This is a genomic window from Streptomyces sp. NPDC006430 (assembly GCF_040612395.1).
Lineage (GTDB): Bacteria > Actinomycetota > Actinomycetes > Streptomycetales > Streptomycetaceae > Streptomyces.
Genome location: NZ_JBEXQA010000021.1, coordinates 40,825 through 64,655 on the forward strand (window position 1 = coordinate 40,825; position 23,831 = coordinate 64,655).

Annotated in this window: 19 protein-coding genes and 1 pseudogene; 9 read left to right on the forward strand and 11 right to left on the reverse strand. The window is 72.0% G+C overall.

The features are described from left to right. Positions 1-59: 59 nt before the first annotated feature. A complete protein-coding gene (locus ABZZ20_RS25640; RefSeq protein ID WP_356873365.1) occupies positions 60-857 on the forward strand; it encodes a methyltransferase domain-containing protein in 798 nt (265 codons plus the stop codon). Between the two features lie 212 nt (positions 858-1,069). Here ABZZ20_RS25640 and ABZZ20_RS25645 read toward each other — a convergent pair whose 3' ends face one another. The 6 genes and pseudogenes from ABZZ20_RS25645 to ABZZ20_RS25670 all read right to left on the reverse strand — a co-directional run bounded on the left by ABZZ20_RS25645 (position 1,070) and on the right by ABZZ20_RS25670 (position 8,829). Further along, positions 1,070-1,315 carry a hypothetical protein gene (locus tag ABZZ20_RS25645; protein WP_356873367.1) on the reverse strand — a complete coding sequence of 82 codons (246 nt, stop codon included), beginning with the start codon at positions 1,313-1,315 and terminating at the stop codon, positions 1,070-1,072. A gap of 355 nt (positions 1,316-1,670) precedes the next feature. Further along, positions 1,671-1,928: pseudogene (locus ABZZ20_RS25650) on the reverse strand (DUF6457 domain-containing protein); the annotation flags it as partial. A gap of 50 nt (positions 1,929-1,978) precedes the next feature. Further along, complete coding sequence (gene narI / locus ABZZ20_RS25655) at positions 1,979-2,752, reverse strand: respiratory nitrate reductase subunit gamma (RefSeq protein WP_356873369.1); 774 nt, start codon at positions 2,750-2,752, stop codon at positions 1,979-1,981. Beyond that, entirely contained in the window at positions 2,749-3,576 is an 828-nt protein-coding gene (gene narJ, locus ABZZ20_RS25660) for a nitrate reductase molybdenum cofactor assembly chaperone (protein ID WP_356873503.1), read from the reverse strand. The genes narI and narJ overlap by 4 nt, the downstream gene beginning before the upstream one ends. A gap of 5 nt (positions 3,577-3,581) precedes the next feature. Continuing rightward, a complete protein-coding gene (gene narH / locus ABZZ20_RS25665) occupies positions 3,582-5,126 on the reverse strand; it encodes a nitrate reductase subunit beta (RefSeq protein ID WP_356873371.1) in 1,545 nt (514 codons plus the stop codon). Position 5,127: 1 nt separating this feature from the next. After that, complete coding sequence (locus tag ABZZ20_RS25670) at positions 5,128-8,829, reverse strand: nitrate reductase subunit alpha (RefSeq protein ID WP_356873373.1); 3,702 nt, start codon at positions 8,827-8,829, stop codon at positions 5,128-5,130. A gap of 348 nt (positions 8,830-9,177) precedes the next feature. Between ABZZ20_RS25670 and ABZZ20_RS25675 the strand changes: the two genes are divergently transcribed. The 5 genes from ABZZ20_RS25675 to ABZZ20_RS25695 all read left to right on the forward strand — a co-directional run bounded on the left by ABZZ20_RS25675 (position 9,178) and on the right by ABZZ20_RS25695 (position 16,075). Beyond that, positions 9,178-10,449: a TIGR04053 family radical SAM/SPASM domain-containing protein gene (locus ABZZ20_RS25675; protein ID WP_356873375.1), complete on the forward strand. Its 1,272-nt coding sequence runs from the start codon at positions 9,178-9,180 to the stop codon at positions 10,447-10,449. Further along, complete coding sequence (locus ABZZ20_RS25680) at positions 10,430-13,057, forward strand: multicopper oxidase domain-containing protein (RefSeq protein WP_356873377.1); 2,628 nt, start codon at positions 10,430-10,432, stop codon at positions 13,055-13,057. The genes ABZZ20_RS25675 and ABZZ20_RS25680 overlap by 20 nt, the downstream gene beginning before the upstream one ends. After that, entirely contained in the window at positions 13,057-13,503 is a 447-nt protein-coding gene (locus ABZZ20_RS25685; RefSeq protein ID WP_356873379.1) for a hypothetical protein, read from the forward strand. Before ABZZ20_RS25680 ends, ABZZ20_RS25685 begins: the two co-directional genes overlap by 1 nt. Positions 13,504-13,549: 46 nt before the next feature. Continuing rightward, positions 13,550-14,518, forward strand: a complete 969-nt coding sequence (locus ABZZ20_RS25690; protein WP_356873381.1) for a hypothetical protein — start codon at positions 13,550-13,552, stop codon at positions 14,516-14,518. Positions 14,519-14,863: 345 nt separating this feature from the next. Further along, positions 14,864-16,075, forward strand: coding sequence for an MFS transporter (locus ABZZ20_RS25695; protein WP_356873505.1), 1,212 nt, complete (start codon positions 14,864-14,866; stop codon positions 16,073-16,075). A 187-nt stretch (positions 16,076-16,262) separates the two neighbouring features. On the opposite strand, the gene ABZZ20_RS25700 is transcribed toward ABZZ20_RS25695, so the two are convergent. From ABZZ20_RS25700 to ABZZ20_RS25710, 3 genes are all read right to left on the reverse strand, one after another. Beyond that, the gene (locus ABZZ20_RS25700) at positions 16,263-17,327 is read right to left on the reverse strand and encodes a DUF5954 family protein (protein WP_356873383.1); all 1,065 of its coding nucleotides are present in this window, start codon (positions 17,325-17,327) and stop codon (positions 16,263-16,265) included. Between the two features lie 121 nt (positions 17,328-17,448). After that, positions 17,449-18,729, reverse strand: a complete 1,281-nt coding sequence (locus tag ABZZ20_RS25705) for an MFS transporter (RefSeq protein ID WP_356873385.1) — start codon at positions 18,727-18,729, stop codon at positions 17,449-17,451. Then, a complete protein-coding gene (locus ABZZ20_RS25710; RefSeq protein WP_356873387.1) occupies positions 18,726-20,090 on the reverse strand; it encodes an MBL fold metallo-hydrolase in 1,365 nt (454 codons plus the stop codon). The genes ABZZ20_RS25705 and ABZZ20_RS25710 overlap by 4 nt, the downstream gene beginning before the upstream one ends. 86 nt (positions 20,091-20,176) lie before the next feature. Between ABZZ20_RS25710 and ABZZ20_RS25715 the strand changes: the two genes are divergently transcribed. Then, entirely contained in the window at positions 20,177-20,872 is a 696-nt protein-coding gene (locus ABZZ20_RS25715; RefSeq protein ID WP_356873389.1) for a metalloregulator ArsR/SmtB family transcription factor, read from the forward strand. Positions 20,873-20,953: 81 nt separating this feature from the next. Beyond that, positions 20,954-21,568 carry a DUF308 domain-containing protein gene (locus tag ABZZ20_RS25720; protein WP_356873391.1) on the forward strand — a complete coding sequence of 205 codons (615 nt, stop codon included), beginning with the start codon at positions 20,954-20,956 and terminating at the stop codon, positions 21,566-21,568. A 98-nt stretch (positions 21,569-21,666) separates the two neighbouring features. On the opposite strand, the gene ABZZ20_RS25725 is transcribed toward ABZZ20_RS25720, so the two are convergent. Then, complete coding sequence (locus ABZZ20_RS25725) at positions 21,667-22,788, reverse strand: CapA family protein (protein WP_356873393.1); 1,122 nt, start codon at positions 22,786-22,788, stop codon at positions 21,667-21,669. 110 nt (positions 22,789-22,898) lie between these two features. Further along, a complete protein-coding gene (locus ABZZ20_RS25730; protein WP_356873395.1) occupies positions 22,899-23,228 on the reverse strand; it encodes a hypothetical protein in 330 nt (109 codons plus the stop codon). A 52-nt stretch (positions 23,229-23,280) separates the two neighbouring features. Here ABZZ20_RS25730 and ABZZ20_RS25735 point away from each other — a divergent pair, with 52 nt between their 5' ends. After that, positions 23,281-23,622 (forward strand): SCP2 sterol-binding domain-containing protein, encoded by a 342-nt coding sequence (locus ABZZ20_RS25735; protein WP_356873397.1) that lies wholly within the window; start codon positions 23,281-23,283, stop codon positions 23,620-23,622. The last annotated feature ends 209 nt before the right edge of the window (positions 23,623-23,831 follow it).

The window sequence follows — 23,831 nt, forward strand, 5'->3', positions numbered from 1 at the left end:
ACCGGGCTGCTCGTCCACGGTGTTCCCCGTGGCCGGGAACAGGCCGCTATCGTCACCGGATGCCTGAAGCTGCTGAGAAGTTCAACACCGCCATGTCCGCCTGGAAGGAGTGGCAGGACGCTCCGTGGGGCCGTCTGCGCTACGCCGTCGCCGAGGCGAACCTGGTCCGCCATCTCGACGAACCGGTGGGCGGGCCGCTGCGCGTTCTCGACCTCGCCGGCGGGGACGGTGGCGACGCCGTGCGCCTGGCTGCCCGGGGGCACCACGTCACGATCGTCGACTACGCCCCCGCAATGCTCGCCGCTGCCGCCGAGCGGGCCGAAGCGGGCGGTCTGACCGATCTCATCAGCTGCGTTCAGGCCGATGTGAACGCGCTGCCGGACGAGTTCACCGACGGGGGGTTCGACGTGGTGCTGTGCCACAACCTCCTTCCGTACGTGGACGACGTCCGCCAGACGCTCGCCACGGCCCTGGCCCCGCTGCGGCCGGGCGGCCTGCTTTCGGTGATGGCGATCAACCGGCATTCGGCGCCGTTGACCGTCGCCGTCCGCGAGATGGACCTTGCCGCCGCGGTGGCCGCGCTGGACACCGACCGGGCTCGAACGCAGATGTTCGACTCGGCGCTGACCCTGCACACGGCCGAGGAGATCACCCCGCACCTGACCGACCTGGGCTGCCGGGACCTGAGGCACTACGGCATCCGCAGCGTCTGCGACTACATCACCGACGACGCGCGCAAGCACGACCCCGCGTTCTACGAGGACCTGGAACGTCTGGAACTCGCCCTGACCGCGCGCCACCCCTACATGCACACCGCACGTCTCTTCCAGTTGACCGCCCTGAAGCGCGAAGAGTGATACCGCCGCGGTACTCCTCGACCAGAAGGAGGAGCGGCCGAGCCCCAGTCGATGGGATGTCCCGCGATCAGGGCCGGCCGGCCAGCCGGTACGGGGAGCAGTCGTGACTCTCACTGCTTCTTCGGTGCCCTCGGCGGCGCTGTTCGGGCCGGTGGGCGCTCACAGCGCAGGGGCGGTCGTTGGTCGACCGCCCCTGCGCTGCCGTCTGCGGGTCAGTGGGCGTGGAAGTGGCCGAACTCCGCGTACTCCTTCTCGCCCTCGCTCGAACAGGTCGAGGTGTAGGCCGGGCCGAACCGGGCCGGGACGGCGGCGGCCGTCGAGCAGGTGGACGCGAAGCTGGCGTGGCCGCCGGAGAAGTACTCGCCCTCGACCTCGTCGTGGGCCAGGGCGGCACCGGCGCCGCCCAGCAGGATGCCCGCGGCCAGGACAGAGGCGGTCAGGGCAGAGCGCATACGCATGACTACTCCTAAAGGACGTCTGGATGACGCGCGACGAAGGTACGCGTCGGCGATTCAACGTCACGGGTCGGTCACGGGAAACGGCGTTTCACTCCAATGCCAGACAGGTGTCCGGGCCTGCCGCCTCCCACCCGGTCCGCTGCCCCGACCGCCTCTGTCCTCTCCGTACGGGGAGGCGTTGCACGGTGGCCGCTGCACTTGCGCGATGCCGCGGTACGAAGACTGGCCGACCGCAGGACACCTCCTGCGGCGCTCCCGTCCCGAACCCCGCGATCCGGGCGGCCGGTCCGGGTGCCACCCCCAGGAACAGTGCGTGCCGACCGGTCCTCGTCCGCAGGACGGGAGGTCATGCGGGTCAGGAGCGGGAGTCAGGAGCGGCCCCGGCGGCCCACCGGTCGGCGAGTAGTCCGGCGTGCCGGGCTGCGGTGGCTACCGCGTCCGGTCCGCCGCCCGCGCGCCCCGCTGCGTACCCGACCAGGAAGGTCGTCAGCGGTGCGGCGGGCCGGGCGACGCCGTGAGCGGCATCGCCCGCGAGGGCGAGGAGGAGGGACCGGTCGACTTCGAGCTCGATGCCCAGCTCGGCCTGGAGGGCGGCCGTCCATTCCTTCAGTACATCGTCCATGATCGGTTCTCCGACGGTTTCGGGTTGATGACTCGCTCGGCTCACCGGGAGCCGGAAGTCGACCGCGTCCGGCCAGCGGCGCTCGGGGCCGCGGTCGGTGTGGCGCGCCGGCGGTAGACCAGGTACGGGCGGGCGAGGTATCCGATCGGGGCGCTCCACACGTGCACCAGGCGGGTGAACGGCCACGCCGCGAAGAGCAGGCAGGCGGTCAGCGCGTGGAGCTGGAACAACAGCGGCGCCCCGGCGATCGCCTCGGGGTGGGGCTGGAGGAGGAACAGGCCGCGGAACCAGACGGAGACGGTGGCGCGGTAGTCGTAGCCACCGCCGAAGACGTTGTGGGCGGCGGTGGCGGTGATGCCCAACAGCACGGTGGCGGAGAGCAGGGGGAAGAGGAACTTGTCGCTGCGGTCGGTGCCGAGTCGGATCCGGCGGGTCAGCAGCCGGCGGGCGCACAGCATGCCCAGTCCGCCGACCATGGCGACGCCCGCCACCGACCCCCCCCAGACGGACGTGGTGTGGTAGGCGTGCTCGGTGATGCCGACCGCTTCGGTCCACGAGTCGGGGATGGCGAGCCCCAGCACGTGCCCGGCGATCACCATGAAGGCGCCCAGGTGGAACAGCGGGCTGCCCCAGCGCAGCCAGCGGTGTTCGAGGAGTTGGGTCGTGCGGGAGGTCCAGCCGAACTGGTCCTGCCGGTAGCGCCAGACGTGTCCGACGGCGAACACGGCGAGGCAGATGTAGGGAACGGCGACCCACAGGAGGAGATCGCCACCGCTGGCCGGGGCGGCGGCCAGGGGAGAGGGCGTGGGGTTCATCGGGGGCCTTCCGTACGGCTGGTCGGGGCGGGCGGTACACGGGTCGGCAGGGCGGCCGCGGGTGGTACGAAGGTGCCCGGAGGCGCGAACTCCCCTTCACCGTAGGTGCCGTAGGGGTCGAGGCCGACCTCCTCGTTCGGCGGGCCCTCCGCGACGAGCTGGGCCACCGCCGTGCGGTCGGCCTCGGTGGCGGGCGGCAGCAGGGTGAGCAGTGCGGCCACGACGTGTCGGTAGGGCGAGTCGGCGTCGGTCAGTGCCCGGTGGATCAGCTCCAGTCCGCGCCGGTGCTGGCGAAGCGGTGCCTCGCCGCCAGCGGACCCCGTCAGGGCGGCGAACTCCAGCACGACCGGCAGGTGGTCGGGCAGTTCACCGCCGTCGGTGTTCCAACCCGCGGCCCGGTAGCGCTGGTTCAAGGTGAGCAGGGCCATGCCCCGGCGGCGGGTGTCGCCGTGCAGGTAGTAGGTGAGGTAGAGGCTGCTCTTGCGGCGCAGGTCGAACATTTCGACGTAGTGCCGCTCCAGCGCCTCCGGCTGCTGTTCGGCGAACCACGAGGTGAAGGCGGCGAGCTCCTCGGCCGCGGGCGAGGGCGGCAGTGCCTCGACGGTCGAGGTGAGCACCGGCCGGGCGGTGGCGAGTTCGGTGTCCGGGTACTGCAGGAACAGCGAGCACAGCCGCAGCAGCAGGCTGCGCGCCGCGGCCTCCTCGGGGGTGAGGCGGCCGGGGCGGCGGACGGCTGCACGGACGCGGGTGCGGACCAGGGCGGGGATCGTCGCGGGCAGCGGGTTCGCGGTTCGCGGGTTCACGGGCTGCGGGTTCGCGGGCAGCGGGTTCACGAGCGGCCTCCGGCCGGGGAGTCGGGCGTACGGCGGCGCAGCGTGGGGATGCCGAGCATCACGCGCCGGCCACCGGCGTCCGCCGGATCGTCGGACGTCTCGACCGGGCAGCGGTTCTCCATCGCGGTGAGCGCGGCGGCGTCCTCCTTGTGGGCGGCGGGGACCACGTACCGGTCCTGGTACTTGGCGACGGCGAGCAGCCGGTGGAGGTCCTCCGCCTCCCGCGCGGTGAGCCCAACGGCCTTGAGCGCCGTCTCGTCGCCGGCTTCGCCGAGGGTGCGCTCGCGCATGTACGAGCGCAGCGCGGTGAGCTTCATCAGCACGCCGGCGACGACGTCGCTGTCGCCGGCGGTGAACAGCTCCGCGAGGTACTCCAGCGGAATGCGCAGCCGGGTGACCGCGGCGAAGACGTGGTCGGGGTCGTCCTGGTTCCCGCCCGCCGCGTCGACGGCGTCGAGCACGGGGGAGAGCGGGGGCACGTACCAGACCATGGGCATGGTGCGGTACTCCGGGTGGAGCGGCAGCGCGACCTTGTACCGCATGACCAGGTCGTACACCGGAGAGCGGCGGGCCGCGTCCAGCCAGTCCTGCGGGATGCCGGACTCCAGTGCCGCCGCGATCACTTCAGGGTCGTGCGGGTCGAGGAAGACGCCGCGCTGGGCATCGAGGAGGTCCTGCTCGTCCGGGGTGGCGGCGGCCTCGCTGACGCGGTCGGCGTCGTACAGCAGCAGGCCGAGGTAGCGCAGGCGGCCCACGCAGGTTTCGGAGCAGACGGTGGGTTGGCCGGCCTCGATGCGCGGGAAGCAGAAGGTGCACTTCTCGGCCTTGCCGGTGGCGTGGTTGACGTACACCTTCTTGTACGGGCACGCCGTCACGCACATCCGCCAGCCCCGGCAGCGGTCCTGGTCGACCAGGACGATGCCGTCCTCGACCCGCTTGTACATCGCTCCCGACGGGCAGGCGGAGACGCAGGCGGGGTTGAGGCAGTGCTCGCAGAGCCGCGGCAGGTGGAAGAGAAACGTTTGCTCGAACTCGAACTTCACCTTCTCCGCCCACGCCCCGGTCAGGTTGGGGTCGTCGCCGGCGTTCTCGGGGGCGCCGCCGAGGCCGTCCTCCCAGTTGGCGCCCCACGTGATGGCGGTGGGCTCGCCGGTGAGGACGGAGCGGGGGCGGGCGACGGGCATGTCCTGCCCGGCCGGGGCACTGACCAGGTTGTCGTAGTCGTAGGTGACCGGCTCGTAGTAGTCCTCGATGGTGGGCAGGTCGGGATTGGAGAACAGCGACAGCAGACGCTTCAGCCGGTTTCCGGAGCGCAGGACGAGACGCCCGCGCTTGTCGAGCATCCAGCCGCCCTTCCAGTGCTCCTGGTCCTCGTAGCGGCGCGGGTAGCCGACGCCGGGCTTGGTCTCGACGTTGTTGAACCAGGCGTACTCGACGCCGGTGCGGTTGGTCCACGTCTGCTTGCAGGTGACCGAGCAGGTGTGGCAGCCGATGCACTTGTCGAGGTTCATGACCATCGCGATCTGTGCCATGACGCGCATGTCAGTACTCCACTTGCTGGCTGCGGCGGCGTATGACGGTGACCTCGTCGCGCTGGTTGCCGGTGGGCCCGTAGTAGTTGAAGGCGTAGGTGAACTGGGCGTAGCCGCCCGCGAGGTGCGTGGGTTTGAGCAGGAGCCTGGTCAGGGAGTTGTGGATGCCGCCGCGCTTGCCGCTGACCTCGGTCTTCGGGACGTTCACGTTGCGGTCCTGGGCGTGGTACATGTACACGGTGCCTTCGGGCATGCGGTGGGTGACCACGGCGCGGGCGGCGACGACGCCGTTGCGGTTGTACGCCTCGATCCACTCGTTGTCCTTGACGCCGATCTTCTCGGCGTCCGCCAAGGACATCCAGATCGTGGGTCCGCCGCGGGACAGGTCGAGCATGTACTTGTTGTCCTGGTAGTTCGAGTGGATGGACCACTTGGAGTGCGGGGTCAGGTAGCGGACGGTGACCTCCGCCCGGTCCTTGTCGCGCAGGTGCTCGTCGCCGTAGTGCCGAGGGGTGTTCAACGGGGGCCGGAAGACGGGCAGTTGCTCACCAAGTTCGGTGATCCAGTCGTGCTGGACGAAGAAGTGCTGGCGTCCGGTGAGGGTGTGCCAGGGCTTCTTGTGCTCGGTGTTGATCACGAACGGCGAGTAGCGTCGACCACCCGTCTCCGAGCCCGACCATTCGTAGGAGGTCATCACGGCACGCGGCTGGGTGCGGGTGTCGGCGAAGGTGATGCGCTCCGCCTCGCGCTCGGAGGCCAGTTCCACCAGGCCCTCGCTGCCGGTCTGCCGCTCCAGCTCCCGGAAGCCCTCGGTCGCCAGACGCCCGTTGGTGGTGCCGGACAGGGCGAGGATCGCCTCGCACATGTCGGTCGCGGTGGCCAGCGAGGGCCGGCCGGCGGCGATTCCGTCCCTGACGGTGCCGCAGCGCCGCCGCAGCTCGTCCAGCTCCTGGTTCGGGTGGACGGTGACGCCCTTGGTGGTGGTGCCCAGGGTGTCCAGCAGCGGGCCGATGGCGCGCATCTTCTGCGCGGTCGCGGCGTAGTCCCGTTCGATGACGACGAGTTTCGGCATGGTCCGCCCGGGGATCGGCTCGCACTCGCCGGCCTTCCAGTCCCGTACCGACCCGCCGGGCTGGGCGAGTTCGTCGGGGGTGTCGTGCAGCAGCGGCACGGCGAGGACGTCGGTACGGGTGCCCAGGTGCTCGGCGGCCAGCTCGCTGAACCGGTCGGCGATGGTCAGGAAGGAGTCGTAGTCGGTGCGGGCCTGCCAGGGCGGGGCGATGGCCGGGGTGAAGGCGTGCACGAACGGGTGCATGTCCGTGCTGGACAGGTCGTCCTTCTCGTACCAGGTGGCGGCAGGGAGGACCACGTCGGAGAGCAGTCCGGTGGAGGTCATCCGGAAGTCCATGGTGACCAGCAGGTCGAGCTTGCCCTCGGGGGCCTCCTCCCGCCACACCACCTCCTCGGGACGGCCCTCGGGGGGAGTCTCCTCGGAGCGGACGGCGGCGTCCGTGCCCAGCAGGTGGCGCAGGAAGTATTCGTTGCCCTTGCCCGACGAGCCGAGCAGGTTGGCCCGCCACACGGTCAGTACGCGGGGGAAGTTGGCCGGGTCGTCGGGGTCCTCGGCGGCGAACCGCAGCCGTCCGGACTTCAGTTCGTCGACGATGTGCTCGGTGACCGGGCGGCCCGCAGCGGCTGCCTCGTCGGTGAGGTCGAGGGGGTTGCGGTTGAAGCCGGGGTGGCCGGGCGTCCAGCCCAGACGCACCGCCTGCGCCAGGCAGTCGGCGAACGCCTTGCCCCGGAACCGTCCGTCCCCGAGCGGGGAGGCCAGCTCGTCCGGCCCGAACGCCTCGTAGCGCCACTGGTCGGAGTTCAGGTACCAGTAAGAGGTGCCCGCCATGTGCCGGGTGGGTCGCTGCCAGTCGAAGGCGAACGCGAGGTGCTGCAGGCCGGTGAGGGGGCGGACCTTCTCCTGGCCGACGTAGTGCGCCCAGCCGCCGCCGTTCACGCCCTGGCAGCCGGTCATGGTCGTCAGCGCCAGGAAGGCCCGGTAGATGGTGTCGGAGTGGAACCAGTGGTTGGTACCGGCGCCCAGCGCGATCATGGACCGGCCGTTCGTGCGCTCCGCGTTGCGGGCGAACTCCCGAGCGATCCGGGCCGCCTGCTCGGCCGGCACGGAGGTGATCGTCTCCTGCCAGGCCGGGGTGTAGGGCTGCGTCGCGTCGTCGTACGACGACGGCCAGCTGCCCGGCAGGCCCGGCCGCTCCACCCCGTACTGCGCCAGCATCAGATCGAACACCGTGGTGACGAGGCGCCCGCCGATGCGCTGCACGGGCACCCCGCGCACCATGGCCGAGCCACCCTCCGTGCTCCCCTCGTCGAAGCGGGGCAGGGCCACGGACACCATGTCCTGCGCACGGCCGAGCAGGCTCAGCTCGGGCACGGTGTCGCCCAGGTCGAGGTTCCAGCGGCCCGGCTCGGCCTCCCCCCAGCGAAAACCGAGCGAGCCGTTCGGCACGACCGGTTCGCCGGTGGCGGCGTCGATGAGGACGGTCTTGGAATCGGCGTGTTCCGTGTCGTGCCCGAGGTCGGCCGCGGTCAGGAACCCGTCCGGAACCAGGCCGTTCTCGCCGTGCTCGCGCAGCGTCACCAGGAACGGGGCGTCGGTGAACTTGCGCATGTAGTCGTGGAAGTAAGGCACTTCGCGGTCCACGAGGAACTCGCGCAGGATCACGTGCCCCATGGCCATCGCCAGCGCCCCGTCCGTGCCGGGGTGCGGCGCGAGCCACTCGTCGGCGTGCTTGACGTTGTCGGCGTAGTCGGGGCTGACCGCGACGACCTTGGTGCCGTTGTAGCGGGTCTCCGTCAGGAAGTGCGCGTCGGGCGTGCGGGTGACGGGGATGTTGGAGCCCCACATGATCAGGTAGCCGGCGTTCCACCAGTCGGCGGCCTCCGGTACGTCCGTCTGGTCGCCGAACACCTGCGGCGAGGCGATCGGCAGGTCCGCGTACCAGTCGTAGAACGACAGCAGGGTGCCGCCGATCAGCGACGTGTAACGGGCGCCGGCCGCGAACGAGGCCATGGACATCGCCGGGATCGGGGAGAAGCCGGCGACGCGGTCGGGGCCGTACGCCTTGATGGTGTGGACCTGGGCGGCGGCGATCAGCTCGCTGACCTCGGCCCAGTCGGCACGCACCAGGCCGCCCTTGCCGCGGGCCCGCTTGTAGGCCCGTGCCTTCGCCGGATCGCCGGTGATCTCCGCCCAGGCCGCCACCGGATCGCCCAGCCGCTTGCGCGCCTCGCGCCAGAGCTTCAGCAGGGCGCCGCGCACGTACGGGTAACGGACCCGGCTGGGGGAGTAGGTGTACCAGGAGAACGAAGCACCGCGCGGGCAGCCCCGGGGCTCGTACTCGGGACAGTCCGCACCGATCGACGGATAGTCCGTGGCCTGGTGCTCCCAGGTGATGATCCCGTCCTTGACGTACACCATCCACGAACACGAACCCGTGCAGTTCACCCCGTGCGTGGAGCGCACCACCTTGTCGTGCGCCCACCGGTCCCGATAGAAGCCCTCCCAGTGCGGGTCGCCAGTGCCGAACACGGCCCGTCCGTCTGCGGACACCTCGCTGCGGGTAAGCAGCCTGCGGGCGGCCAGCGGCCAGCCCTCACCGGATCGTGGCACCTGGCGTCGTGGTTTCTGATCGTTCTCCATGCCAGGAACGGTAGGCGGCGCGGACCCCGGTACACCCGGGCCGCCGGTCCTTGCCGGACGGCCGACCGGCCCTGTGCGACCCGCCGCGAAGGGGGACCATCGGCCCTGTTCGAGAAGACCATCGGCCGCCGCGCCGCCCCCCGCCTCCGGTGGATGCTGACGGCGACCGATCCGGAGGTATCTCGTGCACGACCATCTCGACCACCACCATCGAGGCCGATCCCGCCGCTGTCGCTCGTGGTGGGTGCCGCGCACAGTTCGGTCCGGTCACCGTCCGGCCGCCCGCCTGGTCTGCCCTGACTCCAGGGCGGCCGGACACAGCCCGAGGGCGCTGGGGAGGGAGGTGCGATGAGCACTGCCGTACGGGCCATCCGCCACCAGCGCCACGACGCGGGGGACCGGCCGTTCATCGTCATCTGGGAATCCACCCGGGCCTGTCCGCTGGCCTGTCTGCACTGCCGGGCCGAGGCCGTCCCCGACCGCGACCCGCGAGAGCTGGACACCGCCGCCGCACGGGACCTGTTGGACCAGGTGGCCGCCTTCGGGCAGCCCGCCCCGCTGTTCGTGATCACGGGGGGCGACCCGTTCCAGCGCACCGACCTGACCGAGCTCATCACGTACGGCCGCGAGGCCGGGGTCCGGGTCGCGGTGTCACCGTCCGGCACGCCCACGCTCACCGCCGAGCGGCTGCGGGAGCTGCACGCCGCGGGTGCGGTCGGACTCTCGCTGAGCCTGGACGGGTCCACCGCCGCGATCCACGACGACTTCCGTGGGGTGCCCGGGGTGTTCCGCTGGACCCTGGACGCCTGGGACGCAGCGCGAGCCCACGGCATGAGGGTCCAGATCAACACCACGATCGCCCGGCACAACCTGCACGACCTCCCCGACATCGTCCGCCTCGTCTCCGAGCACGGAGCCGTGCTCTGGAGCGCCTTCTTCCTCGTGCCCACCGGCCGCGGCCGCAGCCTTGGCGCACTGACCGCGGGCGAGGTCGAGGACGTCCTCAACTTCGTCTACGACGTGGGGTTGACGATCCCCGCCAAGACCACCGAGGCCCACCACTTCCGCCGCGTCGTCCTGCAGCGCCAGGTCCTCGCCGCCACCGGCGACGACCACGTGGCGGTACTCGGACTCGGCCCGCTGTACCGGGAGCTGCGCGAGCGGGCCGCCGAGCTGGGCTTGGACGCCGGACCGCGCCGCGTACGGCGACCGCCGCTGGACGTCAACGCGGGCCGCGGCTTCGTATTCATCTCTCACACCGGCACCGTGCACCCGAGCGGTTTCCTGCCACTGGGCGCCGGAAGCGTTCGCGAGACGCCGCTGACGGAGATCTACCGCACCTCGGAGCTGTTCACCGGGCTGCGGGACGCCGACCGGCTGGGTGGCCGGTGCGGGGCGTGCGAGTTCCGCCGGGTGTGCGGCGGCTCGCGCTCCAGGGCGTACGGGCTGACCGGCGACCCGTACGCCGAGGAGCCGTGGTGCGGTTACGCCCCTGGCTCCTTCCCCCGCCAGCGGGAACTGGCCGAGCTGCTGGGCGGCGCCGACACGGAACCGCCCGTTCGCCCCGCTCCGAGCGCGGCCTCGGACGCCAAGGAGCACCGTGCACACCAAGAACGATGACCCGGCCGTCGGCGGTGGCCGCCCGCCCAGCAGGTCCAAGCCGGCCGGCCTGCGCAGCCGACAGCTGACCGCCCACGTCCTGGTCGCGGCCTGGGCCGTGCTCGCGCTGCTGGCCGCGAGCGCACAGCAGACGCTCCCGGTGGCCCGCTGGCTGGCGGTCCACCTGTTCCTGCTGGGTGCGGCCACCACCGCCATCGTGGTGTGGAGCGAGCACTTCGCCGTCGCCGTGCTCCACGCCCCGCTGCCCGACCGCCGGTGGAGCAACGCCCGGCTGGTCGGCGTCAACGCCGGGGCCGTCAGCGTCCTCACCGGTGTGTGGGCCGATCTGCCCGTCCTGACCGGCGCCGGATGCGCGCTGCTGATCACCGCCGTCACCGCGCACCTGGTGGTCCTGGTCCGCATCGGCCGGCGCGCGCTCGGCGGGCGGCTCGCCCCGATCGCCGACTACTACCGGGCCGCCGCGGCGGCGATGGTCATCGGCGCCGCGCTGGGCTGGATAGTGGCCACCGGCAAGGCCGGACCCGGGCACTCCACCGGACTGGAGCTGGCCCACGTGCACGTCATGCTCCTCGGCTGGATCGGACTGCCCGTGCTGGGCACGCTGTTCATGCTCTGGCCCACCGTGCTGGGCGTGCGGATGGCCGAGCACACCGCCCGGCTGGCGCGCCGGGTGCTGGCGCTCACCGGGGGCGGGCTGGCGATCGCCGTCGCCGGGCTGGCGGCCGGCTGGCGCCCCGCCGCCGTACTCGGCATCGCCCTGTACGCCGCCGGCGTTGCCGGCGCGGTGCAGCTGTTCGCCCGTACGGTGCGCACGGTACGCAACAGGCCCGCGATCTCGCCTGCCGCCGCGTGGACCCTGGCCGCAGCCACGGGATGGCTGGTCCTCGGCGTGGTCGTGGACCTGGGCCTGCTGGTCGCACGGCCGCTCTCCGAGATGCGGGACGACATCGGGTCCCTGGTTGCGGTGCTGCTCGTCGGGCTCGTCGCGCAGGTCCTCATGGGGGCCCTCATCTACCTGCTGCCCGTCGTGCTCGCCGGCGGTCCTCGAGAACGGGCCGCGCTGCGGGCGGTACTCGAACGAGGCTGGGCGCCGCGGCTCGTCGTACTCAACACCGGGGTGGCCCTGCTCGCACTTCCGCTGCCCGGCCCCGTCGGCACGACGGGCGCGCTCCTGGCCGGAGCGGCCGGGGCCGCGTTCCTCGCACCGGTGGTGGGCGTCTTGGTCCGCAGCGGGCGGGATCTGCTCCGGGCCCCGGAGCGGGCCGGCGCGTCACGGCGCCCCGTGCTGTGGGGCACCGCGGCAGGCGCCGTGGTGACCGTGCTGGCCGTGCTCGTCGCCAACAGCGGCGGGGACCCGAGCGGCGGGGCACGCGCTGCCGGGCCGGCGGGCCCGGTGAGGGCAACCACGCGCACGGTCGCGGTCACCCTGGCCGACCTGCGCATCCGCCCGGCCCGGATCGAGGTCGCCGCAGGCACCGTGCTGCGGCTGGAAGTCACCAACACCAATGCCCAGCGCCACGACCTCAAGGTGGAGGACGGTCCCGCCACCCCGATGCTCGCCAAGGGCAGCACCCGCGTGCTCGACCTCGGACCGGTCACCGGGAACCGCCGGGCCTGGTGCACCCTGCCGGGCCACCGTGCGGCCGGGATGACCCTGGACATCCTCGTGGAGGGCGACGCGGCAACCGACAGCAGCGGACACGGGGGACACACCTCGGCCGCCGCCGACCGCGGCGGTCCGGACCTCTCCGCCGACTTCTCCGCCGGCTGGCGATCACGCGATGCCGACCTGGCCCCCGCACCCGGCGCAACGGTGCACCAGGTCGAACTGCACGCCGCCCATACGACGGTGGAGGTGGCTCCCGGCGTGAAGCAGCAGATGTGGACCTTCGGCGGCACCGCCCCGGGCCCCACCCTGCACGGCAGGGTGGGCGACGTCTTCGAGGTCACCCTCGTCAACGACGACCCGTCCATGGGCCACGGCATCGACTTCCACGCCGGCTCCCTCGCCCCGGACCGGCCCATGCGCACGATCCGGCCCGGTGAGCGCCTGGTCTACCGGTTCCGCGCCGAGAAGGCCGGAGCGTGGCTGTACCACTGCAGTACCGCACCGATGCTCCAGCACATGGGCAACGGCATGTACGGCGCCGTCATCATCGACCCGCCGGGCCTGGCGAAGGTTGACCGCTCCTACGTGCTGGTGAGCTCCGAGCTGTACCTCGGCACGCCCGGCAGCACGGCCCAAGTGACGAAGATGCGTCAGAACGCGCCGGACGCCTGGGTGTTCAACGGCGTCGCCAACCAGTACGCCAAGCAGCCGCTGAAGGCGAAGGTCGCAGAGCGGGTCCGTTTCTGGGTGGTCGCCGCCGGGCCGAGCGACGGCATCGCCTTCCACGTCGTCGGAACCGTCTTCGACACCGTGTACAAGGAGGGCGGCTACCTGCTCACACCGGACCAGCCGGGCGGTGCACAGGTGTTGGACCTGGCCACGGCGCAGGGCGGTTTCGTCGAGGCGACGTTCCGCGAGGCCGGTCACTACGCTTTCGTCGACCACGACATGCGCCACGCCGAGTCCGGCGCCCACGGGATGGTGGAGGTGAGCGACTGATGGACACCGTCGGCTGGTGGTCCCTGGTGCGGTTCGCGCACGTGGCCGGCGCCGCCCTGTGGGTCGGCGGCCAACTGGCCCTCTCCCTGGTGGTGCTGCCGCTGGCCCGCCGCCTGCTCGACCCCGAGGCCAAGGACCGCTTCACCGCAGCCGCCGGCCGCCGGTTCGGAATGCTGACCGGAGCGGTGTTCCTGCCCGTCCAGCTGGCCACCGGCTGGGCCATGGCCTGGCACAAGGGAGTCACCTGGGCCTCCCTCGCCGAACCCGGCTACGGCCGCACACTGACGACCAAACTCGCCCTGTTCGTAGTGGTGATGCTCGCCGCGGCCGGGCACGGAATCGCCCACGCCAAGGGCCGCGTCGAGCTGGCCCGAGCCCTGGCGGTCGTCTCGCTCGTCGGCTCGTTCGGTGTCGTCCTGCTCGCCACGGCCCTGCCCGCCACGTGACCGGCGGCCACTGCGAGGACGGCACCAAAGAGAAGGAGGAAGCATCATGCGGACCCGAGCCGCACTGGACGCAGCCACCGTGGAGGCGCTGCTGACGGCGGCCGCGGCGGCCCCGTCGATCCACAACACACAACCCTGGCGCTTCCGCCTGGACCCCGACAGCCAAGTGCTGGAGGTCCGTTCGGCGCCGGAGCGCAGCCTGCTGCCACTGACCGACCCGATGCGCCGCGCCCAGTACCTTTCCGTGGGCGCCGCGGTTTTCAACCTCCGGCTCGCCGCCGTCCGCCTGGGCTGGCGGCCGGAGGTGAGGCTCCTGCCGGCCCCGCACGACCCCGGCCTGCTGGCCTCCGTACGACTGACCCGTCCGCTCGGTGCGGTCGACCAGCCATCGGACCCGGCCCTCTACGAGGCCATCGCACTGCGGCACACGAGCCGCATGCCGTTCACCGGCCGCCCGGTTCCGGACCCGGTCGTGATCCAGATGATCAACGCGGCCCGTGCCGAGGGCGCCCACTTGGACGTACCCGACATCCCGGGGACCCGGCGCCTGCTGCGCCTGACCCAGGCGGCGGAGGCGCGCAACGCCGTCCACGCGGACCGCGCGGCCGAGGTGCGGGCCTGGATCACCGCTCCGGGAACGGACGCCTCCTACGGCATTCCCGTGACGGCTCTGGGCCCGCAGGACGCGTCCGGGCGGATGCCGGTGCGGGACTTCACCGGAGCATGGCCCGCACCACGGCTGCCCGCCCTGCGTTTCGAACGCCACGCTCAGGTGGCCCTGCTGTGGACGGCCCACGAACGGCCGCAGGACTGGCTGGGCGCGGGCCAGGCCCTGGAGCACGTGTTGCTCACGGCGACCCTGCGGGGGGTGCGCACCTCGATGCTGCACCAGGCGATGGAGTGGCCGGACCTGCGGGCGGCGATGGCCGGGTCGAGGCGGCGGCGCTGCCCGCAACTGCTGATCCGCTTCGGGTACGGCCCGAGCGGTCGCAGTACACCCCGCGCGACACCCTAGGGCTATGACCGGAAGGGGCCACCGGCCCGCGGCGGTGCACGCGGCTGCCGGGCGCGGCTGCCGGGCGCGGCTGGTGGGAGGGACTGTCGGCAGGGACTGCCGGGCCCGAACCCGGGGACCCTCTGTCCGTCGGTAGGGACTCATGGCCCATGCCTCCGATGACTCCTGATGCGGACAGTGGAGACGGGATGCCGATCCACAGGCAAGGGGCCTGTGGTGCCCGTGCGATCCCAGTGGCGCAGTACCGCCATGAAGAGGAAAGGGACGGTCAACATGGTCCAGGCGTTGAAGTCGAAGAGCGGCGACTCGCCGTCAGCTGCACCGGTGTCAGGCCGGGCATGGCTGATGCTGGCTCTGGCCACGGTCGGGTTCGCCGTGAACTTCTGGGCGTGGGCGCTCCTCAGCCCGCTCGGCCCGCGGTTCAAGGACAGCCTCGACCTGTCGTCGTTCGAGCAGTCGTTGCTGGTGGCGGTGCCCGTGGTCGTCGGTTCGTTGGGCCGCATCCCGGTCGGCGCGCTGACCGACCGGTTCGGCGGACGCGTGATGTTCCCCATCGTGTCGGCGGCCACCATCGTGCCGGTGCTCTACCTCGGCCTGGCCGGGCACTCCTCGCTGCTGGCACTGCTGGTCGGCGGGTTCTTCCTCGGCATCGGCGGTACTGCCTTCGCCGTCGGCGTACCGCTCGTCAGCGCCTGGTTCCCGCCCGAGCGGCGGGGTCTGGCCATCGGCGTCTTCGGCGCAGGCATGGGCGGCACCGCGATCAGCGCCCTGACCACGGTCAAGCTGGTCGACGCGAACAGCATGTCCACCCCGTTCCTGATCACCGCCGCAGTGCTGGCCGTGTACGCCGTGGCCGCCGCACTGCTGCTGCGCGACGCCCCCGGCCGCACCGTGCCGACCGAGCCGCTGGCCCGCCGACTGGCCGCCACCGTCCGCCTCGGCATCACCTGGCAGGCGTCCGCACTGTACGCGGTGGCGTTCGGCGGCTACGTGGCCTTCTCCGTCTACCTGCCCACCTACCTCAAGACCGGCTACGGCCTCACCCAGGCGGACGCCGCGAACCGCATGGCGGGGTTCGTGCTCCTCGCAGTGGCGATGCGCCCGATGGGCGGCTGGCTGTCGGACCGACTGGGCCCGGTCCGGGTGCTGGCCGGTTCGCTGGCCGTGGTCGTCGCCGGAGCGGTCGTGCAGTCGTTCACCCCGGCGCTGGGCCCGGTGGGCACCGTTGCCTTCCTGGCCATGGCCGCCGCGCTCGGCGCGGGCAGCGGAGCGACGTTCGCCCTGGTGGCCCTGCTGACCCCGGCCAACCAGGTCGGCTCGGTCACCGGCGTGGTCGGCGCCGCGGGCGGCCTGGGCGGCTTCCTGCCGCCGCTGGTGATGGGCTCGCTGTACGGCGAGTACGGGACGTACGCGGCAGGCCTCGCCCTGCTCGCGATCGTGGCCGCCGCCGCGCTGGCCTACACCCTCACTGGGGTGCGCGCCGCCGTCGAAGGCAGCGAGCGCAACCCCCGCACCGGCCGCGGCCGCGTTCACCGCACCGCAGACACCACTGCGTAAGGCGAGCGGAACTGCCCGAAGGGTACGGTCTGTTGGAACAGCGGGTACGGCTTCCCGGCCGCGCGCGCCGACCTCGGCACCGAGGAGTGGTGAGAAGACCCCCGGTACCCCCGCTCGCTCCGAGCGGGGGTACCGGGGTGTGTACCTGCCGCCTGCGCGAAGCCGATCTTTACGGTCGCCTTCCGGATCAGCGTTCGGGGACGACCCGGCCGTCCTCGTCGAGCGCGAGGTGGATGCGTGCGGGGTCCTGGCTGTTGACGTCGGATCGACGCGGTCCCTCGGGCCCGTCCGGACCCCAGCGCACCAGGCGACGGGTGCGCACCACCTGGTACACGGAGCCCTGGAACTCCAGCCGGTTGACGCGTCCGGCCCGGAGCGCGTCGCCGGCCTCGGCGTACGCCGCCAGCTCCGCAGCCCACGGGCCGCCAGCTGCCCGGGTACGGGCGTCGGTGTGCGGGCCGGCGTCGTCGGGGATGTGGCCCCGCATGCGCGGCCACATCCAGGTCAGGGCGAAGTCCAAGGACTTGCGGGCGGCGTGCGCGGTCGCGTGCGGGCCGCTGACCGGCTTCCAACCGCCCGCAGTCCGTTCCACCACCGCGAACGTCGCCGGCAACAGCAGGACGTCCGGGTGGGTGTCCAGCGCCTGCCGCGAGTCGGCGCGCACGTCTTGGGGGAAGCGTTCACCCGAGTAGCACAGACCGCGCAGCGCCAGCAGTTCGATGGCCTGGGTGGGGGTGACGGGCGCATCAGGGTCCAGGACCAGGCCGTCATCGATCTCCGCGTCCCTGACGGCGCGGTCCCAGTCGGGCAGGAGGGGCTCCGGATCGGTCGGCCGCGGCTGTTCGATACCGTCCGGTCCCGCGACCGCGTACTCCTCAGCGCGTACGACCCGGTACCGGGTCCCGGCCACCACGAGTTCGTCGACCCGCTCACTCTCCAGCCGGGCGACCGCCGCCAGCAGTGCCCGCCGCTCCGCCCTGTCGTGCGCCTCGTCCTTCGCCCGGAACCACAACCGCGAGTTCAGCCAGTCCCGCGCGAGCTGCGGGCAGCCTTCCGTCACCCCGGCCACCACCTGCCACCGCGCCCCGGCGGACTGCGCCGCCACCCCGAACAACGGGCCGCGCACCATCACGTCGCCCGCTCGCGCCGCGGCGTCGACCGCGTCCGCTTCCACTGCGGCCTCCACCGGCTCCACCGGCACCCGCACCACCATTGGCCGGGTTCCGCTCGGTCCCGCGTCACCGTGATCCATGCCCTCATCATGCCGACCGTGGCACGGCACCGCTCCGGATTCGCCGGTTCCACCGATCCACGGGCTCTACGGGAACCCCGGCTCGCCACGTCGCCGGCCGGGTGTGGACACGCCCGCCCGGTCATTTCGCCCTCGGGTGGGTTTCGTACATCCGGATCGCGACCACCAGGCCGGAGGCGGCGGTGAGGCCCGCGACCGTCCAGATGGCGGTGGTCAGACCGTATGCGGCGGCGAGGATTCCGGAGAGCAGGGCGCCGACGGCGAAGCCACCGTCCCGCCAGAGGCGGTAGACGCCGACGGCGCGGGCGCGCCAGCTGGGATGGGCGACGTCACCGATGACGGCGAGGAGGGTCGGGTAGACGAGGGCGGTGCCGATACCGAGGAGGACCTGGGCTACGGCCCAGACCGGGAAGGTCGTGCCGGCGGCCACCAGGGCGATGGCAGCGGCCTGGAGGAGCATGCCGGCCGTGATGAGGTGCTTGCGGCCGACGTGGTCGGACCACCAGCCGGTCAGGAGCTGGCCGGCGCCCCAGACGGCGGGGTAGATGGCGGCCAGGGCGCCGATCTGGGCGACGGACAGGCCGTGGGCGGCGAAGAGCAGGGGGAAGATGCCCCATGCGAGGGCGTCGTTGAGGTTGTTGACCATGCCTGCCTGGCTCGCGGCAGACAGGGCCTTGTCGGTGAAGCTGGTGCGGCGGGTGATCTGGGCGGTCGTCAGGGCCGCTTCGGCGGTGGCCCGCACGGGGTGGAGGGCTGCTTCGGCGCGGGCGTGTTCGTGGGTCTCGCGGACGAGGAGGGTGGACATGCCGAGGCCGAGGGCGGCGTAGGCGGCGCCGAGGAGGAACGGTTCGGGGCGCAGCCCGTAGTGGGCGGCGACGGCTCCGGTGGCCAGGGCGGTGGCCGCGACGGCGACGTATCCGGCGGCTTCGTTGAAGCCCATGGCGAGCCCGCGGCGTTCGGGTCCGGCGAGGTCGATCTTCATGATGACGGTGGTGGACCAGGTCAGGCCCTGGGAGGCGCCGAGGAGGATGTTCGCGGCGACGATCCACGCCCAGGTCGGGCCCCAGGCCAGCATGGCGGGCACGGGCAGGGCGATCAGCCAACCCGCGATGAGGACGGGCTTGCGGCCGTAACGGTCCGAGAGGGTGCCGGCGAAGAAGTTGACGGCTGCCTTGGTGGCGCCGAAGGCCAGGATGTAGGTCAGCGAGAACGCGGACGCGGCCAGTTGGAAGACCTGGTCGGCGAGCAGCGGCAGGACGACGCGTTCCTGGCCGAGCATGCCGCCGACGAGCGCGTTGACGGCGACGAGCAGGGTGAACTGGGCGAGGTTGGCGCGCAGCCCGAGCCGGATGCCCGGGTTGCCTGCGGTGGGGTGGGCGGGGGCGGGGGCAGGGCTGTTCACTCGCCCTCCTCCAGCGCACGGCCGGTCGCCTCGGCCCAGTCGCCGGGGCCGCCGTCGAGGACCACGAGGTCTCGATGTCCGGCACGCTGGAGGAGGCTGGCGGCGGTCATGGCTCGTTCGCCGTGCCCGCACGCCACGACCGCCCCGGGCGGAGCCTCGTCCGTGCGGGCCTGGAGGTCGCCGAGCTCGATGCCGATCGCGCCCGGGATGTGACCGGTGACGTGTTCGGCCTGCTGCCGGACGTCCAGTACGGGCCGCCCGGCGATCCGGTCGGCGCCGACGAGGGCGATCGTCTCCTGCGTGCCGCCCCGGGCGGTCCAGGCGTCCATGCCGCCGTCCAGGAATCCGGCCAGGCACTCGTAGCCGATCTTCAACGCCTGCCAATTGACCTCGGTCAGGTCCTGGCCCGGGGCGGCTACGAAGACGAGCGGGGTGTCGTCGGGTAGCAGCCAGCCCAGCCACGTGGCGAACTGGTCCCGCAGCGGGATCGAGATCGCGCCGGGGATGTGGCCGGCGGCGAAGTCGGCCACCGGGCGTACGTCGACGAGCAGAGCGCCCTCGGCGAGCAGGGCCCGTACGCGTCCGGCGTCGAGCGCGGGCAGGAGCGGAGTCCCGGTCAGGACGGCAGGGCCGCGCCGGTTCGCCTCGCCGAGCCGGTCGAAATAGGTGGGGTACGAGCCGAGGCTGCCCAGCAGCTGTGTCACGAAGGCGTCCTCGTCGGGTGGGGCCAGCAGGGGGTTGGCCTGCTTCTCGGCGCCGATGGTGGTGGTGCGCTCGGTGCCGGGCGGGGCGGAGCAGAAGGAGCCGGCTCCGTGGGTGGGCCAAACCGCCACGGCGTCGGGCAGCCGCGCCAGACGCTGGAGCGACTGGTACTGGGCGCGGGCCAGCTCCTCCGTACGGTCGGCGCCGAGGAGGTCGGTACGGGCGGCGGAGCCGACGATCAAGGACCCGCCCGTGAACACGCCGAGCTCCCGGTCTCCGTCGAGGAGGAGGAAGGACAGGTGCTCGTCGGTGTGGCCGGGGGTTGCCAGCGCCCGCAGCACCAGCCCTCCGAGGTCGACCTCGTCGCCGTCACCCAGGCCGCGGTGGGCGAAGGCCCGCATCCCGGCCGTGGAGGCGAGGACGGCCGCGCCGTCGTCGTGGGCGAGCTGGACGGCGCCGGAGAGGAAGTCGGCGTGCAGGTGGGTGTCGGCCGCGAACGCGACCCGCAACCCGCGCTGCCCCGCCGCGGCGCGCAGGGCGCGCAGGTCCCGGCCGGCGTCTACGGCTAGGGCCCGGCCGTCACCGAGGTCCACGAGGTAGGCACTGTTGCCCAACCCGTGGTCGACGAGGGGTACGAGGTGATCGTCAGCGAAGCCCATGAGGCCCTCCGGAAGTCAGGATGGGTGCAGGACCGCTTCAGCGCCCGCCTTCACTTACAATATTCCATGGATCTATGGAGGACGCCATGGGAGACCCCGAGCGCAAGACCGCGCTGTACGAAGCCTTCGCCCGCACGGGCAAGGCACTGAGCAGCGGCAAGCGCCTGGAGCTGCTCGACCTGCTGGCCCAGGGCGAGCGCACCGTCGACGCCCTCGCCAAGGCCGCCGGGCTCAACCTGACCACTGCCTCGGCCCATCTCCAGACCCTCAAGCAGGCCGGGCTCGTCGCCACCCGCCGCGACGGCGTGCGTATCCACTACCGCCTGGCGGGCGATGACGTCGCCGCCCTCTACGCACTCCTGCGCAACGTCGCCCGTGCCCACCAGGAAGCCGTCGAGCCCGCCCGCGCCGCCTACCTCGGCACCGACCACGCCGAAGAGGTCAGCCGTGAGGAACTCCTCGCCCGCGCCCGGTCGGGCGAGATCGTGCTCCTCGACGTCCGCCCCGTGGAGGAGTACGCCGCCGGTCACATTCCGGGCGCCCTCTCTGTGCCCGTGACCGAACTCGCCGACCGGATCGCCGAGCTCCCCGACGACACGGAAGTCGTCGCGTACTGCCGGGGCGCCTACTGCGTACTGGCCTACGACGCCGTACGCCTCCTGCGGGACCGCGGCCGCGCAGCGATCCGCCTCACTGACGGCATGCTGGAATGGCGCCTGGCGGACCTACCCGTGCACACGGGGAACCCCGCCGGAGCGGCGAGCGGGACCACAACCACCTAAGGTGGGGCGGAAGGGTAAATAAGGTATGTCCGGCGGCTTCGAGGTGCCCCTACAGGCCGTTCGGCTGGCCCGGGAGGCGTGATGACCGTACCCCCTGACGCGGCACCGCAGCACACGCAGAGCGACCCCGAGGATGTCCTCAAGCAGCTCGGAAGCTCGTGGCACTGGGCACTCGGCTTCGCCCTCGCAACCCTGATCCCCGGCATCCTGGTGCTCGTCTGGCCCGACGAGACACTGCACATCCTGGCCGTGATCATCGGTCTGCAGTTCCTGGTGGCGGGTGTCTTCCGTTTCGTCACGGCCTTCTCGCACGGCAGTGACGGGGGCAGCGGCAGACTGGCGAACGTCCTGATCGCCATGCTGGCGTTCCTGGCGGGCGTCCTGGTACTGCGGCATCCGATGCAGACGATCGGCGCGCTGTCCCTGGTCGTCGGAGTGTTCTGGCTGCTGACCGGAGTGCTCACGGCGTACGTCGCGATCGCCGACCGGGCGCTCGTGCACCGTGGTCTGCTCTTCGGCCTCGGCCTCCTCGGCGCCGTCGCAGGAATCGTCGTGCTCTGCTTCCCGGTGGACTCCGCGGTGGCGCTGACGCGGCTGCTGGGACTGTGGCTCGTCCTGCTCGGGGTGTTCGAAGTGGTGATGGCCTTCGCGCTGCGCTCGGCCACCCGCAGGATCATGCCTGTGCCCCCGAGGTGAACGCCCGGTAGGCCGGCCGACGTCAGCAGCTCGTGACCATGACGAGGCTCGGGTGCTCCTGGTCGCCCGCGCCGTTCCCCGTCAGCTGCCCAACGGCGTCAGACTGGCTGCGGCGGGCGGACGGTGAAGGTCCCGTCCGGGGCGAGGGCGAGGCGGGTGCCGAAAGCGCGGCTGGTACGGGCGAGAACCTCGTGGAGCCACTCGGAGTCCTCGCGCGAGGCGCGCCGCAGGCGCATCCGATGGGCTTGCAGGGGGAAGAAGCGGGCGTGGTGGAACTGGCCGGTGTCCCGCTCCAGTGCGACGAAGTACAACAGCCGCAGATCGTCCCGATACTGCTCGTTGCCGCCGATGCCCTCGTAGTCGTCGATCAGGTCGCCGCAGCCGTAGAAGATCGGACGTCCCCGGTACACCTCGAACGGGCGCGGATGGTGCGAGGAGTGGCCGTGGATCACGTCCGCACCGCCGTCGACGAGTGCGTGCGCGAAGCGGATCTGGTCGCGGGGGACGGCGTAGCCCCAGTTGGAACCCCAGTGGATCGAGACGACCACCAGGTCGCCGGGGCGTTTCGCCCGCCCGATGCGGCCCGCCACCTCGGCCGCGGCCACGTCCGAGGCCTCGGCGAAGAAGTCGATGCCGCTCCGGTCCGTGGTGGCCGCCCAACTGTGCGGGATACCGCTCGACGCCATCCCCAAGGAGAAGACCAGTAGGCGCCCGCCCCCGGAGAGGGGCAGCACCGCCGGCTGCCGTGCCTGGTCGAGGTCCCTTCCGGCTCCCGCTGTCCGCAGCCCTGCGGCGGCGAGCGCATCGAGGGTTTCGGCCAGTCCGCGTCGGCCGTAGTCCAGGACGTGGTTGTTGGCGAGGACGCAGGCGTCGGGACGGGCCGCGGCCAGACAGCGGATGTTCGCGGGATGCATCCGGTAGTGGACCGCCTTGCCCGGCGCAATGTCGTCGCTCTCGGTGACGGACGTCTCCAGGTTGAGGATGCGGGCATCGGGCGCCGCCGCGCCGAGGATGTGCAACGCCTCCCCCCAGGGCCAGGAGAAGGGCGCGTGCCGCGGGATCGTGCCGTTGGCGGTCTCGGCCAGCTCGACGTAGGTGCGGGCATCGGTGACGTACGCCTCCGGCAGGGTCGGATCGCCGGGGTGCGGAAGGATCTGGTCGACGCCGCGGCCGAGCATCACATCACCGGCGAGGAACAGCGTCACGAGCTCACCGCCCATCTCTCCAGCGTAAAGCCTCTTGCAAAAGGGGCGGCGCGGGTGGCGCTATCGTCGTGGTGTCAGCGTGTGCCGGTACGCCGGCGAGTAGCAGTGCGGTTGTGGCGGGGTGCTCAAGCGGTGGGCTGGATCACCGCGAGCAGGTACGCCGATTCGACCCGCACGTCCGTGCCCGCTTCGTTGTTCCGGTTCCACTCGGTGAAGACGGCTGCGAGATCTTGGTGCTGTGCGAGCCACGCGCCGTCGGCCTCCAGGCGGTCGTGTTCGGCCTGGAGATGGCCGGCCGTACGGACCCAGAACTCGGCTGCGGCCAAGGGTGTTGGGAAGGTGAACCCGACCTGTTCCGTGCTCACGGAGACCTCGTGTTCCGCGAACAGCCGCCGTACGTGGGCTTCGTCGCCCCAGAGCGTCGGCGGCTGCCCGCCGGCGGGCGGGGGCGGCACGTGACGTTGGTCTTTCGGCAACCCCGAGCGCGAGCAGCTGGACAGCGGCTGGATGGTGTGGCGCCTACGGCAGTACGTGCGACCCGAGTCGCTGCCCCGGCGCCGTGTGGTCGTCGAGTTCGCGCTGCGGCTCGCAGACGAGGCGGACGAGCGGGCGTGGCTCGTACTGTCCCCGGCCAACGACGTCAGCGCGTGCCGCGTTCACCCCGGTTACGACATCGACGTGTGGGTGAGCGCCGACATGGCGGAGATGCACAAGGTGGTGGCGGGGACGGCCACGCTGGACGCCGCGCGGCAGGCCGGTCACGTCCGGATCGACGGCGATCCGGGGCTCGCCGCCGCGTTCCCCCACTGGTTCGCCTGGCGCACTCCCGCACCCCGGCCCACGGGATGAGGCCACGCCGCAGGTCCCCCGGTAGCCTCCCCTGCCTCGCCTGATCCGCATCGGGATCTGAAGAGGCGCAGACGGGACATGACTGGTCGGCTCGGCGACAGCCGGGTTTCTGCGACGGGACCCGAGCCCGGCGCCGCAGCCTGGATGGAGTGTGCCGAGGTCTGTCCCTTCGCCGGTGGTACGGGCTGCGGGTGCTCGGGAGCGCGAGC